This window comes from Lapillicoccus sp. (assembly GCF_039935575.1).
GTDB lineage: Bacteria > Actinomycetota > Actinomycetes > Actinomycetales > Dermatophilaceae > Lapillicoccus.
Window position 1 is genome coordinate 1 of sequence record NZ_JBDTKA010000002.1, and the last position, 15611, is coordinate 15611.

Here is a 15611-nt window from a genome sequence, read left to right on the forward strand (position 1 = left end):
GTGGTCGACCTCGAGCAGGAGGGTCTTGTCGCTCTGGACAATCAGTGGTCCGTCGTTCACGTCAGCGACCTCATCGGTTGGACAGCGCCCATGTGTAGAACCAGATGAGCAAGGGGATGGCGATAGCGAAGTTGACGGCCAGCACGATCCAGCCGGTCGTGGTCCGCTTGCGGGACGCCGCGAGGTCCCGGGCGTTCAGCTGCCACGCGAGGACGGCGATCACGGCACTCGGGATGCCGATGATCCCGGTCGCGAGGACGGCGATGACCGACATGACGAGCAGCACGAGCGCGCTGGTCGCGAAGGGTGCGGTCGGCGGGGCATAACCGGCATACCCCTGCTGGTATGCCGGGGGTCCCGGCTGCGGGTAGCCCTGCGGGGGTCCCGGCTGCGGGTAGCCCTGCGGGGGCGGGGGATACGCCTGATGCTGCTGGACCTGCGCTGGGTGAGCCGGCTGCTGAGGAGACCACTGGGGGGCCCCCGGGGGGGCGCCGAACGCACCCTCGGAAGGGCGGGCCTGCGGCGTTTCGCTCATCGGCTCACCCTACCTACCGGCGGGGACAGCGGCGTCCGTCCGGTTCCGGCGTATCGGCGGTCCTCACGGGGCGGTTCGGGTCAGGCGTCTCGGCCTCGCTGACGAGCCCACCACCGGGACGGTCTCGCGTCCTCCCCGCCTGACAAGATGGTCGTCTCCGACGACGCGGAAGAGGGGACGGGATGAGGACACCTCAGGTCGAACCAGCCGACGGGCTACCGGCCCGGGTCACGATCTACGAGGTCGGACCACGTGACGGGCTGCAGAACGAGAAGGGTCACGTCCCGACCCCCGTCAAAGTCGAGTTCGTCCGCCGACTGCTGGCCGCCGGGCTTACGACTATCGAGACGACGTCGTTCGTGCCGCAGGCCTGGGTTCCCCAGCTCGGTGACGCTGCCGAGGTTCTCGACGCGCTCGGCGAGGACGGGCGGGGGCGCACGCGGCCGGTGCTCGTCCCCAACGAACGCGGTCTGGACCGGGCTCTCGAAGCCGATGTGGGCGCGATCGCGATCTTCGGCAGCGCCACCGAGACGTTCGCGCAGCGCAACCTCAACCGCAGCGTCGACGAGTCGGTCACGACGTTCGCGCCGGTGGTGCAGCGAGCCCGGGCCGCGGGGCTGTGGGTACGCGCATACGTATCGATGTGTTTCGGGGACCCCTGGGAGGGAGAGGTGTCCGTCGACCAGGTGGTCGACGTCGCCACCCGGCTGATGGATCTCGGCTGCGACCAGCTCGCGCTGGGCGACACGATCGGTACGGGTACGACCGGGCACGTCCACCGACTCGTGGATGCGTTGGCAGGCAAGGGGATCGGACCTGAACGACTCGGGGTCCACTTCCACGACACCTACGGGCAGGCGCTCGCCAACACGATAGCGGCCCTGGCCGACGGGGTGACCGTCGTCGACGCGTCCGCGGGTGGCCTGGGTGGGTGCCCCTATGCCAAGAGCGCCACCGGCAACCTGGCCACCGAGGACCTGGTGTGGGCGCTGCACGGCGCCGGGGTACAGACCGGTGTCGACCTGGACGCCCTCGTGGCAACCAGCGTCTGGATGGCCGGCGTCCTCCGCCGCCCGAGCCCGTCGCGGGTCGTGACCGCCCTCTCCACCTGACGGGCCTCCGGACTCAGATGTGCCCGGGATGGCCACCGGACTCAGATGTTGCCCAGTTCCGAGGTCTGATGCGCCACCGGACTCAGATGTTGCCGGGTTCCGAGGTCTGACGTCGCCTGGAAGTCGCAAACATCTGAGTCCGGATCCCGATCGCCGTGCAGAAGTCGTAAGCATCTGAGTGTGGATGCCCGGGATGGCCACCGGACTCAGATGTTGCCGGGTTCCGGGGCCTGATGCGCCACCAAACTCAGATGTTGCCCAGTTCCGGGGTCTGACGTCGCCTGGAAGTCGCGAACATCTGAGTCCGGATCCCCACCGCCGACCGACGGTCCCGACTCGCGCGCCCCAGGCCTCTAGGCCGGCGCCACCCCGGTGATCCGGTGCACCGAGAACCCGCGTTCCACACCCGAGTCGGCGACCCGGCCCCACGCACGCCCACCTTCGACGCGGGCCGGGTAGAAAAGGTAGCGGTCCGTGCGGCCGGCCATGTCGGCGTACCCGATCCACACTCCGACGCGCTCGGCCGCCGCATCCCGCAGCGCCGCCAGGGTGACTACGGGTTCGGTCGGCTCGAGAACGGGCTGTCCCACGCCGAGTCTGGCGCGGGCCGACTCCTCGGCAGAGCGCAGCCCACGGACCAAAGACCCTGCATACGTGGTGTCGACCGTCGAGGGGAGCGGGCCGGAGGCCGTGCGCCTGGACGTCGCCCGCCGCCGCGCTGCCACCGTCACCACGACCGACCCGTCGGCGCGCTCCTGCACCGGCGACAGCCCCGCCGCGCGCAGGGACTCCAGCAACGACTCCGGGTCGGCTGTCGAGACGAGCACGGTCGGTGCGATCCGGCGCAGCCCGAGGGAGGCCAGCCCGCGCTCCGCGAGCATGGTCTCGAGGACTGCCTCGTCGTCACTGCGCAGGTATGCCGTCGCACCCCCGATGCGAACCTGTCCGTGCCGTCGGGCGACGTCGCGAACGAGGTACTCCAGCGGCTGGGGCACCGAGGTTCGGCTGGAGCGGCGCAGCGCGTCGAGGAGCTCGTCGGCGGTCCATCCGGCGTCGAGTGCCCGACGAACGGAGGCCGGAGTGAACCGGTGCACGGTGGCGCCACCGCGGGACTCGACGTCCGCGGTGAGGCGCATCAGCTGGGCGAGCTCGCCCGCGAGAGGGCCGGGCGCCACCGCCGTCAGGTCGGCCTGGACGAGGACGTGGTCGACCGGCGACGGAAGCAGCTCGGCCATCTGCCCGGCCAGCTGGTCGGCACCGCCGCCGGCCACGAGCTCACGGCCGGGCCCCGAGAGTCCGCCCCGTCCGGTCACCCCCAGCCAGCTCGCCTCCCGCAGAACGGCGGCCACGGCCGCGGCGAGGCGGGCCGGGTTGCGCAACGGTCGACGCCACCGGAGCCTGGCCAGCAGCGACTCCTCGGTGGTCGCATGGCCCTCGGGAAGCTCGGCCAGGATCGCGAGCACGTCGGCGCGCATGGCCCGGATCGGGGGCCAGTGGACATCCGGACCGAGCGCGCTCACGGGGTTCGAGCCCATCCGCGACCCCACGAGGTGGGGCGCGCGGGTCGAGACGAGCCACGCCGTTGCGAGGCGCGCCCACCGTCGCCCGGGTTCGTCCAACAGCCAGTCGTCGGCCGACGGCGTGGGCGCCCACACCGGCACAACATCGCCGTCGTCCGCCACGAGGCCGGCACCGAGCATGACCTCGGCCAGCCAGGCGGCCCGCGGTCCGGGCACGTCCAACGAGTCGGCGAGGCGTCGAAGGTCGCGGACCGCGAGGCCGCCGGCCCGCATGACCCGCGGGGGCGCCGGGCCCCACAGCTCGGTGACCTCCTCGACGAGCGCGAGGAGGTCGCTGACCTCGACACCGGCTGCCCCGTCCACCGCGCTCGTCCCGATCTCGAGGTCGAGAAGCTCGGGACGCTGCAGCTCGACGGCGCGGTGCGCCCGCCCTCCGCGCAGCACCAGGGCCACCTCACGCGGGAGCAGGACGCGCGACTCCAGGTCGAACCCACGCCGGCTGGGGTCCGACCGCACCGGCATCAGCAGCTCGCGGGCGAGTAGCCAGCGCAGCCCGTCCGACCCTCCGAGCTCCTGACTGACGACCCCCACCGGCGGTCCCCACACGAGACGGTCGAGCACGGCGGTGGCAGAGTCCGGGACGCCGGCGAGCAGCGCCGAAATCTGTTCGGGACTCCGCACCGGCCCCCGCACCTCCGCCGCGCTGGGACCGAGCCCGGCCGGGTGGGGTCCGAGGACCTCGGAGACGGTGCGGACGGCATACCAGCCGTCGGACGCCCGCCAGACCAGCGCGAGCGCCCACAGCCGGTCGACCTGCGGGCTGACGTCGGTGTCGTCGAGCAAGGCGCCCACGTCGTCGGTGGTCGACCCGTCGCCCGTGACGAGGACGGCTTCGAGCACCTGGAGATGCGCCCGGTCGAGCGACTCGATACAGCGCTGCACGCTCGCTCGCGTCCCCGCGCGGGCCGCGAGCGACGTCAGGTCGGAGGGCGCTGGGCGGGCCAGGTCGGGTCGACGCAGCAGCAGCTCCGTCAGCTCGGCGTCCGTGCGACCGCGGATGTCGTCGGCCAGGCTGCGGGCCGCGCTGCCTCGAAGGGCGGCCGCGGGCGTGGTGGACATGGATGTCACGCTAACCCGCCCGGGCCGCCGGCGGCCGACGCGGTTGCTTCGGGCTCTAGGTTGGTCCCGTGACGGTTGACCAGGCCGAACGCTCGAGCCCGACCGGCGAGCAGTGGACCGTACGCCGCGGCGGCGACGAGCTCGTCGTCGTCGAGGTGGGTGGGGGCATCCGCACCTGGACGCGAAGTGGCACCGACGTGCTCGCGGGCTATCCCGTCACCTCGACGTCGGTGGCGGGACGCGGCCAGCAGCTCATCCCGTGGCCCAACCGGCTGCGCGACGGCCGTTACACCTACGACGGTGTGGAGCGGCAGCTCTATCTTTCCGAGCCCGCCAAGGGCAACGCCAGCCACGGTCTGGTCCGCTGGGCCGAGTGGGACCTCCTTGACCAGACCACCTCCAGCATCACCGTCGGCCATCGCCTCCACCCCCAGCCCGGTTGGGCGTGGGTGCTCGAGCTGACCACGTTGTATGCGCTCGCCGACGACGGCTTGACCGTCACCACCACGGCCCAGAACGTCGGGGCAGGTGAGGCCCCATACGGATATGGCATGCACCCCTATCTCTCGATCGAGGGAACCCCGGTCGAGGAGGTGACGCTCACCGTGCCCGCTGGTCGCTGGCTGGAGGTCGACCCCGAACGACTGCTGCCCGTCGGCACCCGCGACGTCGCGGGGTCGCCCTACGACTTCCGCGCTGGCCGCCCGATCGGCGACTTGGCCCTGGACACCGCCTTCACCGACCTCGACCGCGGCCCGGACGGTCGCTGGGAGGTCCGTCTCGACGGGCTCCAGGGAGTCGCGGACGGCGCCGTCACGTTGTGGGCTGACGAGGCATACCCGTGGGTGCAGGTGTTCACGGGGCGCGCGCATCCCCAGACCGAGGGCACCACGGGCATCGCCGTCGAGCCGATGACCTGCCCACCGGACGCCTACAACTCCGGACACGATCTCGTCGCGCTGCGCCCGGACCAGGTGCACACAGGCTCGTGGGGGATCCGCCCGTCCTGAACGCCGGCATATTCGGGTGGCGGCCACCGTTAGGCTGACCGATGCGCAGAAAACGCGCAGGCACTCGTGTGACTACCAGGATGAGGGAGGACCCGTGCCCACCGGCAAGGTCAAGTGGTACGACGCGGACAAGGGCTTCGGCTTTCTCGCGGACGACGACGGCAGCGACGTGTTCCTGCACGCCAATGCCCTCCCCGAAGGCGTGACCACCCTCAAAGGTGGGACGCGTGTCGAGTTCGGGATCGTCGAGGGGCGTCGGGGAAACCAGGCGCTGCAGCTGCGCGTCCTTGACCCCGCCCCCTCGGTCGTGGCGTCCCAGCGCGCCGCCCGTCGCCCGCCGGTCGACCAGATGGTCCCCGTCGTCGAGGACGTCATCAAGGTCCTCGACGGCATCTCCGTGACCCTGCGTCGCGGGCATTACCCCGACAAGGCCCAGGCGGCCAACATCGCCCGCGCACTGCGTCGGGTCGCCGACGACCTGGAAGGCTGAGATGGCCGTCGAACCCAAGACCGACCCGGCACTGCGGGCCGCCGTCGACCTGGCCCGCGACGCTCTCGTCGGGATTGCCGAGCCCGGGACCGTCGGCGAGCACCTCGAGATGGTCATGGACGGCGAACGCCTCGCCACCCACTACTTCTCCTTCGTCGGGGCGGGTTACCTCGGTTGGCGCTGGGCAGTCTCGATCGCCCGGGCGCCCCGCCAGAAGGTCGCCACGGTCTGCGAGACCGACCTGGTGCCCGGCGCCGGTTCGGTGCTCTCGCCGACCTGGCTCCCGTATGCCGAGCGGCTGGCCCCGGGGGACCTCGGACCTGGCGACGTGCTGCCCTACCGGGCCGACGACCCGTTGCTGGAGCAGGGTTTCGAGGCGAGCGGTGACGAGGACGTCGACCAGATGGCGTTCTGGGAGCTCGGACTGGGCCGACCCCGGGTGCTGTCCCGCGAGGGACGCGTCGAGGCGGCCGAGCGGTGGTACGACGGCTCGCACGGACCGACGGCGGAGGTGGCCCAGCAGGCCACCGAGCACTGCACGACGTGCGGCTTCTTCCTGCCGATGCCGGGCGCGCTCCGCGCGGTGTTCGGTGTCTGCGCCAACGCCTGGTCCCCCTCGGACGGAACCGTCGTGAGCCTGGACCACGGCTGCGGTGCCCACAGCGAGACCGACGCCGGGGACGGTCAACCCGCGCGGCACGAACGGCACGGGTCACCGATCGTGGACGAGCTCGCCATCGACGTCCTGACCTGATCGCCGCTCGCTCCAGCCGAGCGGGCTCGTGACTCCCTCGCGAAGAAGCCGGCGCACCACGGCGGCACGGTCGCCACGCTCCCGGTCGGTGAGGGTTACGGCCTCACCGCGTCGGCGGCGCACGATGAGGTCGACGATCTCCGGTAGCACCCCACCGACGCCAGCCGGGCGATGGCCGCGGTTTTGGTGATTGAGTCGGTGCTCCAGTACCCGGCCAGCTCGGGACAAGCCGCCGCCTACAACGCCTCGACGTCCATCGGTGGCAGCGGTGTCGACGGTTGAAGCCCCATGTCCAGTGCCGGCCTGCCGGCTTCGCCACAGCGCCGTGTGAGAATCGATGGGTGCAGATGCTGTCGGTCGGCGACGCGGCAGCCAGGCTGGGGGTGTCCCCGTCGACGCTGCGGATGTGGGGGACCCGCTACGGGCTCTTGGCTTCGGAGACGTCGGTCGGGGGACATCGGCGCTACACCGAGGACGACCTCGCCCGGCTCGAGCGGGTGCACGCCGCCATCATCGCCGGGGCCGACCCAGCCGCTGCGGCTCTGTCCGTCCAGACCGAGGCAGCTACTGCGCCGCGCCATGGCCCAGGCGGGCCCGGTGGCACAGGTCTGGCCGTCCCCGGTGCGGGTCGGACGGCGCGAGGGCTCGCTCGTGCGGCCTACCGCCTCGACGAGATGGGTGTCGAGGACCTCGTCGTCGAAGACCTGCACACGAACGGAACCATCTCCACGTGGGAGCATGTGGTGCGCCCGGTCCTCATCGCGGCAGGAACCTACTGGCAGCGAACAGGCAAGGGTATCGAGGTCGAGCACCTCCTGAGCCAGGCCGTGACCAACGCCTTTGTGCGGCACGTCGTCGACCTCGGTGAACGTGCACGAGTTGATCCGGTGCTGCTGGCCAGCGGCCCCCATGAAGAACATACGCTGGCCCTGCACGCCGTGCGATCGGGACTGGCTGAGCGGGACGTTCCCGCACGGCTGCTCGGACCGAGAACGCCGATGTCCGCACTCGCTACGGCGGCGAGGAGAACTCGCGCCCCGGGCGTGCTGGTATGGCTGAGTGCACCGGATCCCGTTGCAGCCCAAGAGTTGTCGCTCGTAACTGCGGCGCATCGTCGGCTCACCGTCCATCTCGGTGGCCCGGGATGGGAGTCGATCGACCCCGGTCCCGCTAGGATCTGCGCGGATCTCTCGGAGGCGGTGCAGCGCCTGCAGGATGCCTGGCGCGCCGACACAACGCGGGAAGGGCACGCCGCCGGGGCCTGACAACGGTGCACACGCAAAGTTGCACAAGTTGCCGACCCGGCCGCAAAGGCGTAGAACTTGGGTTGGTCGTCGAACCCGACGACGCCCAGCCATAACGCTCCACGCACTGCCCCGGAGGCCAGATGCTCGCCGACGACTCACCAGGTATCAACATCAGCTCGCTCACGGCGGGCCAGTTCGACACCGTCTACAATCTTTTCTCGCTCGTCATCGCGTCGATGCTCTTCACAGCTATCTACCTGTTGCTGTCCCAGCGCCGGGTCGCGGCGCGATATCGCAACGCCGTTGTCGTCTCCGCGATCGTCTGCGGGATCGCGGCGTACCACTACTTCCGGATCTTCGCGAACTTCCAGGAGAGCTACCCAGCGGGCACAACCATCGCCGCCGTCCATCCGCTGTCGAACATTGTCTTCAACGAGGCCTACCGCTACGTCGACTGGCTGCTGACCGTACCGCTGCTGCTCATCGAGACGGTGGCCGTCATGGCCTTGGGCCGCGAGGTCCAGCGGTCTTTGCTGCGCAAGCTGGTCCCGGCGTCCGCCCTGATGATCTTGCTCGGCTACCCTGGCGAGATTGCGGCGAGCACGGGCACCCGAGCAATATGGGGCGCCATCTCGACGATCCCGTTCATCTTCATCCTTTACATCCTCTTCGTCGAGCTGTCCAAGTCGCTTGATCGGCAGCCGCCAGAGGTCAGAACGAGCATCAAGCGCCTGCGGATCGCCTTACTCGCCCTCTGGGGTGTTTACCCGATCGCGTTCCTCTTCCCCGTCATTGGGGGCGACTTCTTTGGAGGCGCAAATGGGTTCGTCCTGCGCCAGGCCGGCTACAGCATTGCGGACATCCTCGCCAAGGCGGCATACGGGCTGGTGATCTACAAGATCGCCCGCACCAAGAGCCGTCTCGAGGACCCTCAGTACGACGAGGACCTCGACGAAGGCCCTGGCAACAGGCCTGATCCGGGGCGAACGCTGAAGGAGTCGACCCCCGCGCCGGTCTGACGCCGGAGCTTTGATGTCGGTCGCACCCCGCCCGCCCCTGACCCATCCGGGTGGGGTGGGCGGGGTGGTTTCAGACCCGGCCATGCAACGGCTGCCGGTGCTGACCTGGCTGCCCGTCGGTGCTCTAGCTTCCCTGGTGGTCGCCACGATCGTTCTCCCGGCAGCCACAGCGAGGATGGCGGTGCCGATCGCGCTCGCAGGTGGGCTCATCGGCGTTCCGCACGGGGCTGTGGACCACCTTGCTCCCCGCTGGTGGGGTGCCGGGCTGGCGCACGTCGTGCCCCGGTGGGTCCGGTGGGCCGTAGAGGAGCCCGGTGCCGCAGCGCATCCGCTACGGGCCAGGTCGCTTGCCATGCTTCGCTTCCTCACGCTCTATCTTGCCTTGGCGATACTCGCGCTTATCGCCTTTCTCGTCGCCCCAACCGCCACCCTGGTCGTATTCCTACTGATGTCCGCGGCTCACTTCGGCCGGGGTGAGCTCGTCACGTCGGCCGAGCGGGCCGGCCGCCCGGCCAATACGGGCGGTGGTGACCGCGTGGTCGTGGCCGCATATGGCAGCGCGATCATCGGTCTGCTGCTCTGGGCGCGGACGGACGCGATCGAGCCGTCCCTACGCGTGCTGTCGCCTTGGCTCGCTGACCGTCTGGTCGACACCCGGACAGCCGGCTTGTCGGTGGCAGCGATCCTCGTCGTCCTCGGTCTGCTCGCCCTGTTGAGAGATCGACGCCGTCTGGAGGCCGTTGAACTAGGTCTCATCGTGACCGCCTTCTCCCTGGCTCCCCCGCTCGCGGCGTTCGGCATCTACTTCGGCCTGTGGCATGCCGTTCGCCACACGGGCCGTCTGCTCGACCTCGCTCGTCGCGCTATCGTCCCGGCTCGTTCCGAGACAGCGGGCTTCGGCTCGGCTGCGGCCACGGTGGCGCGGGCCTCGCTCCTGCCGACGGCGGTCGTCGTCGCGGCCGGCCTGGCGCTCTGGACGGGCAGAGACCTCATCGCCCTACAGGCCGAGGTGATGGTGCTCTTGTCGGTCAGCCTGCCGCACCTGGCTGTCGTGTGGGTTCTCGACCGAGCCGAAGCGGGCAAGGCGGGGGCTAGGCGACGATGCGGGCCCAGAGGGGGCAGTCAAGCGATGTGGCACAGGGCCGGACGCGGGCGCTGTTGATCTGACGGTGAACCCCGTCACCAGCCAGATGCTGCAGCACGTCGGCTCAGCCACATCCGACCCTCCCGGGACACCCCAAGACTCACGGATCCAGGGCTGAACGTCATTGAACAGCTCGTCGAAGCCCCGGGTCCAGTACCGTGGCCCGAGGTGTCTAGGTCCGTAGCCGGGTCCAGCTGCTGGGCGATCAGCAGGATCGGTGAGCTCGGGTTACAGCTGGAACGGCATTGCGATGACGATCGCGTCGTCCAGCTCCCTACGGCTCACCAATGCAGCCGCAGCTCCAACAGGGTGTCCAGCGCGACGGACTCACCGTCGCGGCCACCTTTGCCGACCTGCAGCGGCGGCGGGCTCGGGTCGAGCGGCAACGTACGCCAGCGACCGAACCGCTCTGGTGCCACGACGAGAACGTAGAAGCCGCCGTCCTGGGCCACGCCGACGGAACGGTCGCGGCGCAGATACCACCCGTGGACGCCCGTCCGGTAGCGACTGCCTCCGGACCACGGGCGTGACGTGAGCTCCTCGGTCGGCAGGCCCGCCTGCGTCGCCTGCACGACGAAGCGGTCGACCAGCACCTGGGCCTGCACCGACTCCTGCTCGTCACGACGACGTTGCGCCTCGACGTGGTAGTCGGCCCGAGCGGCGCTCTCGAGCCGGCGTCGTTCCACATCCTCGTCCATCGCTGCCCTCCCTCAACGCGCTCCTCGTTTCCTGCCCTGCTGCAGTCTTAGTCCCGATGCTTGGCCATGACCCGTTCGCCGCGCATCCGGTTCTCCTCGCTGCTACGAAACTCAGTCGTCGAGGACGCCCGCGGCGGCGTTGCCCCGACCTCGCCGCACGTAGGCATACCCCGCGAGCCCGAGGACGAGTCCGGCCGAGCAACACCACGGCCACCAGGAACGGGAGCCTTCGCGCAGAGTTGGAACCGCGAGGGTCGCCACGAGGGCGAGCGCCCACAACGCGAGTCCGACCTCGATGATCCGCGGCATGGGTACCCGCACGGGCCGCGGCTGCTCCACTACGTCAGCGTAGGCCAGCGTAGGCCAGCGTGGGCCAACCAGGTGACGGGCGAGCCGTCTCCCATCCGCAACATGGCGCCGCTACCGTCTGCGCCATGGCCCGAACCTCGTCCCTCCCCACCCGCCCGGGCGGCACTCCGTCCAGCAGTGCGCTGGACCGCTTCTTCACCATCACCGAGCGTGGCTCGACCGTCGGGCGTGAGCTGCGCGGCGGCCTGGTGACCTTCTTCACGATGGCCTACATCGTGGTGCTCAACCCACTGATCATCGGCACGCAGGCCGACAGCATGGGAGGCTTCCTCGGCGGCGGCGACATCGGCCGCGCGAAGCTGCTTGTCGCAGCGGCGACGGCGCTCGTCGCGGGTGTGATGACCATCCTCATGGGCATCGTCGCGAACTTCCCGCTCGCCCTGGCGACCGGCCTCGGGCTCAATGCGTTCGTGGCGTACGGGATCGCGAAGCTGCCGCAGATGACCTGGGCCGACGCGATGGGTCTGGTCGTCATGGAGGGCATCATCATCACGGTGCTGGTCATGACCGGCTTCCGCCGGGCCGTCCTGAACGCTGTGCCCGCGCAGCTCAAGACGGCGATCTCGGTCGGCATCGGCCTGTTCATCACCATCATCGGCCTGGTGGACGCGGGGGTCGTGCGCAAGCCGGTCGGCCCGACCGTGGTCGAGCTGGGCATCGGCGGGTTCCTCAACGGCTGGCCGACGCTCGTGTTCGTCGTCGGACTGCTGGCCATCGTCGCGATGACGGTGCTCAAGGTTCGAGGGGCGATCCTCTACGGCATCGTCGGTGCCACGATCCTCGCCATCGTGCTCGAGGCGGTGTTCCACATCGGCTCCCAGACCGACGCGACGGGCAAGGTCGTCAACCCCACGGGCTGGGGCTTGAACGTCCCCGCCATCCCTTCGAAGATCATCGACGTGCCCGACTTCGGCCTGTTGGGACACTTCAACCTGCTCGGCTCGTTCAGCACTATCGGCGTCGTCTCGGCTCTGCTGCTCGTGTTCACCCTCATGCTCGCCGACTTCTTCGACACCATAGGCACGATGGTCGCGATCGGCGCGGAGGCCGGGCTCCTCGACGAGGAGGGCAACCCGCCGAACTCGCAGCGCATCCTGCTGGTCGACTCGGTGGGTGCAATCGCCGGCGGCGCGGGCAGCGTCAGCAGCAACACGGCATACATCGAGTCGGCGTCAGGAGTCGGTGAAGGGGCGCGCACCGGTCTTGCGGCGGTGACGACCGGGGTGCTGTTCCTCATCGCGACGTTCCTCGCTCCTCTGGTCGCTGTCGTGCCTTACGAGGCGGCTACCCCGGCGCTCGTGATCGTCGGTTTCCTGATGATGCAACAGGTGTCCGGCATCGACTGGCAGGACCTCGAGATCGCCATTCCGGCGTTCCTCACCATCGTGCTGATGCCGTTCACCTACTCGATCACCGCCGGGATCGGCGCCGGTTTCGTCGTCTACGTTGTCATCAAGCTGGTGCGCCGCAAGGCGTCCGTGATCCACCCGCTGATGTGGTTGGTCGCGGCGCTCTTCGTCGTCTACTTCGCGATCGACCCGCTGAAGACCCTCCTGCGCATCGGCTGACGACCGGCCGAGGGTCCCAGAATCCGACCATCCGAAATAGTTAGCACAGGTAATGACTTATGCTAACTAGTGATGGAAACCAGCTCTCCCCTGTCGTCAGCGCAGCTCACCCGTGTCGCCACGGACCTGCGTCTTGCCTGTATGCGGATCAGCCGCCGCGTTCGCTTCGAGGCCAGCCACGACGTGGCGCCGCACCAGTTCTCGGCGCTCGCCCGCCTGGAAGACGCGCCCAAGACACCGGGGGAGCTCGCCGAGATCGAGCGGGTCGCCAAGCCCAGCATGTCTCGGACGGTGGCCGCCCTCGTCGAGCGCGGGCTGGTCGACCGCCAGAGCGACCCCACCGACGGGCGTCAGGTGATCCTGTCGCTCACCGCCGAGGGGCGGGGGTCCCTCAAGGCGATCCGACGCAAGCGGGACGCATGGATGGCCAGCCGGGTGTCCCGCCTCTCGCAGGAAGAACAGGACGTACTCGCCCGCGCCACCGAGATCCTCACCCGGGTGGCCGGCGAATGAGCCCCACCTTCGCCTCGCTCAAGGTCCGCAACTACCGCATCTATGCGAGCGGTTCGATCGTCTCCAACGTCGGCACCTGGATGGGCCGGGTTGGGCAGGACTGGCTGGTCCTGACCCAGCTGACCGACCACAGCTCAAGCTCCCTGGGACTGGTCACTGGGCTGCAGTTCCTCCCGTTCCTGATCCTGGCACCGTTCACCGGCATGATCGCCGACCGGTTCCCCAAGCGCCGGATCATGTTCGTGACACAGTCGTTCCTCGGGCTGTCGGCGCTGAGCCTCGCCGTCCTCACACTCACCGGTCACGTCCAGCTGTGGCACGTCTTCCTCATCGCGTTCCTGCAGGGCGTCGCGACCGCGGTGGACAACCCTGCGCGACAGACGTTCGTCTCGGAGATGGTCCCCAGGGACCGGCTCGCCAACGCCGTCGCCCTCAACAGCGCCTCGTTCAACGCCGGCCGGCTGATCGGGCCGGGCGTTGCGGGCCTGCTCATCGCGGCGACCAGCACGGGCTGGGCGCTGCTGGTCAACGGGCTGTCGTTCGGGTTCGTGCTGCTGTCGCTGCTACGCCTGAACACCCGCGAGCTGGCGCCCTCTCCGCGAGCGCGCGGCAAGGGCCAGATCCGCCAGGGTGTCGCCTACGTACGCAGTCGCCCGGACATCATGCTCATCATGGGCCTGGTCTTCGTGCTCGGGACGTTCGGGATGAACTTCCAGATCACCACGGCGCTGATGGCCACGCAGCAGTTCCACCAGGGCCCGACGGAGTACGGCCTGCTCGGCTCGGTGATGGCGATCGGCTCGCTGGCCGGGGCGTTGCTCGCCGCTCGGCGCAAGATGCCGCGCCTTCGCGTGCTGCTGGTCGCGCTGGTCGGCTTCACGGTCGCGAGCGGCCTCTCGGCGATCGCGCCCAACTATGAGCTCTTCGCGCTCGCACTCATCCCGACCGGTTTGGCCTCACTGACGGCGCTGACGACGGCCAACGCCATGGTCCAGACCTCCGTAGACGCGCAGATGCGCGGTCGGGTGATGGCGCTCTACATGGCCATCTTCATGGGCGGCACCCCACTCGGGGCCCCGCTGATCGGGTGGATCGGCGAGGTCTTCGGCGCCCGCTGGACGATCGGCATCGGGACCGTCGCTGTCGGACTGTCACTTGTGGCCGTCGCTGTCCTGCTGGCCAAGCGCGAGAATGTCCAGGTGACCTACGAGTCCCACCGTCGACCGCGCTTCAGCGTGCGGGTCGAGTCGCCCACCGAGCCGGCTCCCCAAGCGGTTCGATGAACGTCCGGTTCCGCCAACGGGTCACGTTGATCGCCTTGGCGTTTCTGGTCCTGGTCGCCGTGGTGGCCTCGATAATCCGCTGAAGGGGCCTGGCCTGCCCGCCGCTAACGCCACGGTCAGGAGAAGGCGTCGACGACGTACTCGATGCAGCCGATCAGAGCGCTGACGTCCTCGGGGTCGACCGCAGGGAACATCGCGACCCGCAGCTGGTTGCGGCCTAGCTTGCGATAGGGCTCCACGTCGACGACACCGTTGGCGCGCAACACCTTCGCGACGGCGGATGCGTCGACCGACTCGTCGAAGTCGATGGTCCCGACGACCAGGCTGCGAGCGACCTGGTCCGCGACGAAGGGCGTCGTGTATGCGGTCCGCTCCGCCCAGGCATACAGCCGGCTGCTGCTGTCGGTCGTGCGCGAGACCGCCCAGTCGAGGCCGCCCCGGTCGTTGAGCCAGTGGGTCTGCGCGTTGAGCAGGGCCAGGGTGCCCACGGCGGGAGTGTTGTAGGTCTGGTTGAGGCGGCTGTTGGCGATCGCGGTCGGGAGGCTGAAGAAGTCGGGGACCCAACGGCCACTCGCCTCGATCTCCTCGACCCGGGCCAGGGCCGCGGGGGAGAAGGCAGCGAGCCAGAGCCCACCGTCGGCAGCGAAGCACTTCTGCGGGCCGAAGTAGTAGACATCGACCTCGGTGAGGTCGACCGGCAGCCCTCCGGCCCCGGAGGTCGCATCGACGAGCAGGAGCGCGTCGTCGTCAGCGCCGTCGACCCGTCGCACCGGAGCCATCACACCGGTCGAGGTCTCGTTGTGCGGCCAGGCGTAGACGTCGGCGCCCGGCTCCGCGCGCGGGCTCGCGAGGGTGCCGGGGTCGGCCTTGATGATGGTTGAGTCGCCGAGGAACGGGGCGTTGTGGGTGATCGAAGCGAACTTGGCGGAGAACTCGCCCACGCTGAGGTGCTGGGCGTGCTCGCGGACCAGCCCGAACGCGGCAATGTCCCAGAACGCGGTCGACCCGCCGTTGCCGAGCACGACCTCGTAGCCGTCCGGCAGCGCGAACAGTTCGGTGAGCCCTGCGCGAATCCTGCCGACGAGCGCCTTGACCGGCGCTTGACGGTGACTCGTGCCGAGCAGGGTGCCGCCGGTGGCGCCGAGTTCAGCGACGACCGACCCGGGGACCTTCGACGGGCCCGAGCCGAACCGTCCGTCGACGGGTTTGAGGTTGTCCGGGATCACGAGG

At 69.6% G+C, this 15611-nt stretch carries 15 protein-coding genes; 10 read left to right on the forward strand and 5 right to left on the reverse strand.

All coding sequences use genetic code 11. From position 1 onward, the window contains the following. Window positions 1-70 precede the first annotated feature (70 nt). A complete protein-coding gene (locus tag ABI385_RS00085) occupies window positions 71-535 on the reverse strand; it encodes a hypothetical protein (protein ID WP_348101684.1) in 465 nt (154 codons plus the stop codon). Window positions 536-717: 182 nt separating this feature from the next. Here ABI385_RS00085 and ABI385_RS00090 point away from each other — a divergent pair, with 182 nt between their 5' ends. Further along, a complete protein-coding gene (locus ABI385_RS00090) occupies window positions 718-1647 on the forward strand; it encodes a hydroxymethylglutaryl-CoA lyase (protein ID WP_348101685.1) in 930 nt (309 codons plus the stop codon). A 353-nt stretch (window positions 1648-2000) separates the two neighbouring features. Here ABI385_RS00090 and ABI385_RS00095 read toward each other — a convergent pair whose 3' ends face one another. Then, entirely contained in the window at window positions 2001-4286 is a 2286-nt protein-coding gene (locus ABI385_RS00095) for a helicase-associated domain-containing protein (protein ID WP_348101686.1), read from the reverse strand. Window positions 4287-4354: 68 nt separating this feature from the next. Between ABI385_RS00095 and ABI385_RS00100 the strand changes: the two genes are divergently transcribed. From ABI385_RS00100 to ABI385_RS00125, 6 genes are all read left to right on the forward strand, one after another. Continuing rightward, window positions 4355-5296 carry an aldose 1-epimerase family protein gene (locus ABI385_RS00100; RefSeq protein ID WP_348101687.1) on the forward strand — a complete coding sequence of 314 codons (942 nt, stop codon included), beginning with the start codon at window positions 4355-4357 and terminating at the stop codon, window positions 5294-5296. A 94-nt stretch (window positions 5297-5390) separates the two neighbouring features. Further along, complete coding sequence (locus ABI385_RS00105; protein ID WP_348101688.1) at window positions 5391-5786, forward strand: cold-shock protein; 396 nt, start codon at window positions 5391-5393, stop codon at window positions 5784-5786. A 1-nt stretch (window position 5787) separates the two neighbouring features. Further along, window positions 5788-6540 carry a DUF3027 domain-containing protein gene (locus tag ABI385_RS00110; protein WP_348101689.1) on the forward strand — a complete coding sequence of 251 codons (753 nt, stop codon included), beginning with the start codon at window positions 5788-5790 and terminating at the stop codon, window positions 6538-6540. 347 nt (window positions 6541-6887) lie between these two features. Then, a complete protein-coding gene (locus tag ABI385_RS00115; protein WP_348101698.1) occupies window positions 6888-7805 on the forward strand; it encodes a MerR family transcriptional regulator in 918 nt (305 codons plus the stop codon). Window positions 7806-7927: 122 nt separating this feature from the next. Then, window positions 7928-8806 (forward strand): bacteriorhodopsin-like, encoded by an 879-nt coding sequence (locus ABI385_RS00120; RefSeq protein WP_348101690.1) that lies wholly within the window; start codon window positions 7928-7930, stop codon window positions 8804-8806. Between the two features lie 13 nt (window positions 8807-8819). After that, window positions 8820-9968, forward strand: coding sequence for a Brp/Blh family beta-carotene 15,15'-dioxygenase (locus ABI385_RS00125; RefSeq protein WP_348101691.1), 1149 nt, complete (start codon window positions 8820-8822; stop codon window positions 9966-9968). Window positions 9969-10231: 263 nt separating this feature from the next. On the opposite strand, the gene ABI385_RS00130 is transcribed toward ABI385_RS00125, so the two are convergent. Continuing rightward, the gene (locus ABI385_RS00130) at window positions 10232-10648 is read right to left on the reverse strand and encodes a hypothetical protein (protein WP_348101692.1); all 417 of its coding nucleotides are present in this window, start codon (window positions 10646-10648) and stop codon (window positions 10232-10234) included. Window positions 10649-10759: 111 nt separating this feature from the next. Further along, window positions 10760-10987, reverse strand: coding sequence for a DUF2530 domain-containing protein (locus ABI385_RS00135; protein ID WP_348101693.1), 228 nt, complete (start codon window positions 10985-10987; stop codon window positions 10760-10762). 95 nt (window positions 10988-11082) lie between these two features. On the opposite strand from ABI385_RS00135, the gene ABI385_RS00140 reads away from it, so the two are divergent. The 3 genes from ABI385_RS00140 (at window position 11083) to ABI385_RS00150 (ending at window position 14381) form a co-directional block, all read left to right on the forward strand. Further along, window positions 11083-12585, forward strand: coding sequence for an NCS2 family permease (locus ABI385_RS00140; RefSeq protein ID WP_348101694.1), 1503 nt, complete (start codon window positions 11083-11085; stop codon window positions 12583-12585). Between the two features lie 72 nt (window positions 12586-12657). After that, window positions 12658-13098, forward strand: coding sequence for a MarR family transcriptional regulator (locus ABI385_RS00145; protein ID WP_348101695.1), 441 nt, complete (start codon window positions 12658-12660; stop codon window positions 13096-13098). Next, entirely contained in the window at window positions 13095-14381 is a 1287-nt protein-coding gene (locus ABI385_RS00150; RefSeq protein WP_348101696.1) for an MFS transporter, read from the forward strand. The genes ABI385_RS00145 and ABI385_RS00150 overlap by 4 nt, the downstream gene beginning before the upstream one ends. 116 nt (window positions 14382-14497) lie before the next feature. Here the strand turns inward: ABI385_RS00150 and serC are convergent. Next, window positions 14498-15611: phosphoserine transaminase (gene serC / locus ABI385_RS00155; RefSeq protein ID WP_348101697.1), on the reverse strand; the 1114-nt coding region annotated here is incomplete at its 5' end.

Bases quoted from the DNA above. Each gene is read 5' to 3' on its own strand.
- ABI385_RS00085 (WP_348101684.1), bottom strand. From the start codon at position 535: ATGAGCGAAACGCCGCAGGCCCGCCCTTCCGAGGGTGCGTTCGGCGCC.
- ABI385_RS00090 (WP_348101685.1), top strand. From the start codon at position 718: ATGAGGACACCTCAGGTCGAACCAGCCGACGGGCTACCGGCCCGGGTC.
- ABI385_RS00095 (WP_348101686.1), bottom strand. From the start codon at position 4,286: ATGTCCACCACGCCCGCGGCCGCCCTTCGAGGCAGCGCGGCCCGCAGC.
- ABI385_RS00110 (WP_348101689.1), top strand. From the start codon at position 5,788: ATGGCCGTCGAACCCAAGACCGACCCGGCACTGCGGGCCGCCGTCGAC.
- ABI385_RS00115 (WP_348101698.1), top strand. From the start codon at position 6,888: ATGCTGTCGGTCGGCGACGCGGCAGCCAGGCTGGGGGTGTCCCCGTCG.
- ABI385_RS00120 (WP_348101690.1), top strand. From the start codon at position 7,928: ATGCTCGCCGACGACTCACCAGGTATCAACATCAGCTCGCTCACGGCG.
- ABI385_RS00125 (WP_348101691.1), top strand. From the start codon at position 8,820: ATGTCGGTCGCACCCCGCCCGCCCCTGACCCATCCGGGTGGGGTGGGC.
- ABI385_RS00130 (WP_348101692.1), bottom strand. From the start codon at position 10,648: ATGGACGAGGATGTGGAACGACGCCGGCTCGAGAGCGCCGCTCGGGCC.
- ABI385_RS00140 (WP_348101694.1), top strand. From the start codon at position 11,083: ATGGCCCGAACCTCGTCCCTCCCCACCCGCCCGGGCGGCACTCCGTCC.
- ABI385_RS00145 (WP_348101695.1), top strand. From the start codon at position 12,658: ATGGAAACCAGCTCTCCCCTGTCGTCAGCGCAGCTCACCCGTGTCGCC.
- ABI385_RS00150 (WP_348101696.1), top strand. From the start codon at position 13,095: ATGAGCCCCACCTTCGCCTCGCTCAAGGTCCGCAACTACCGCATCTAT.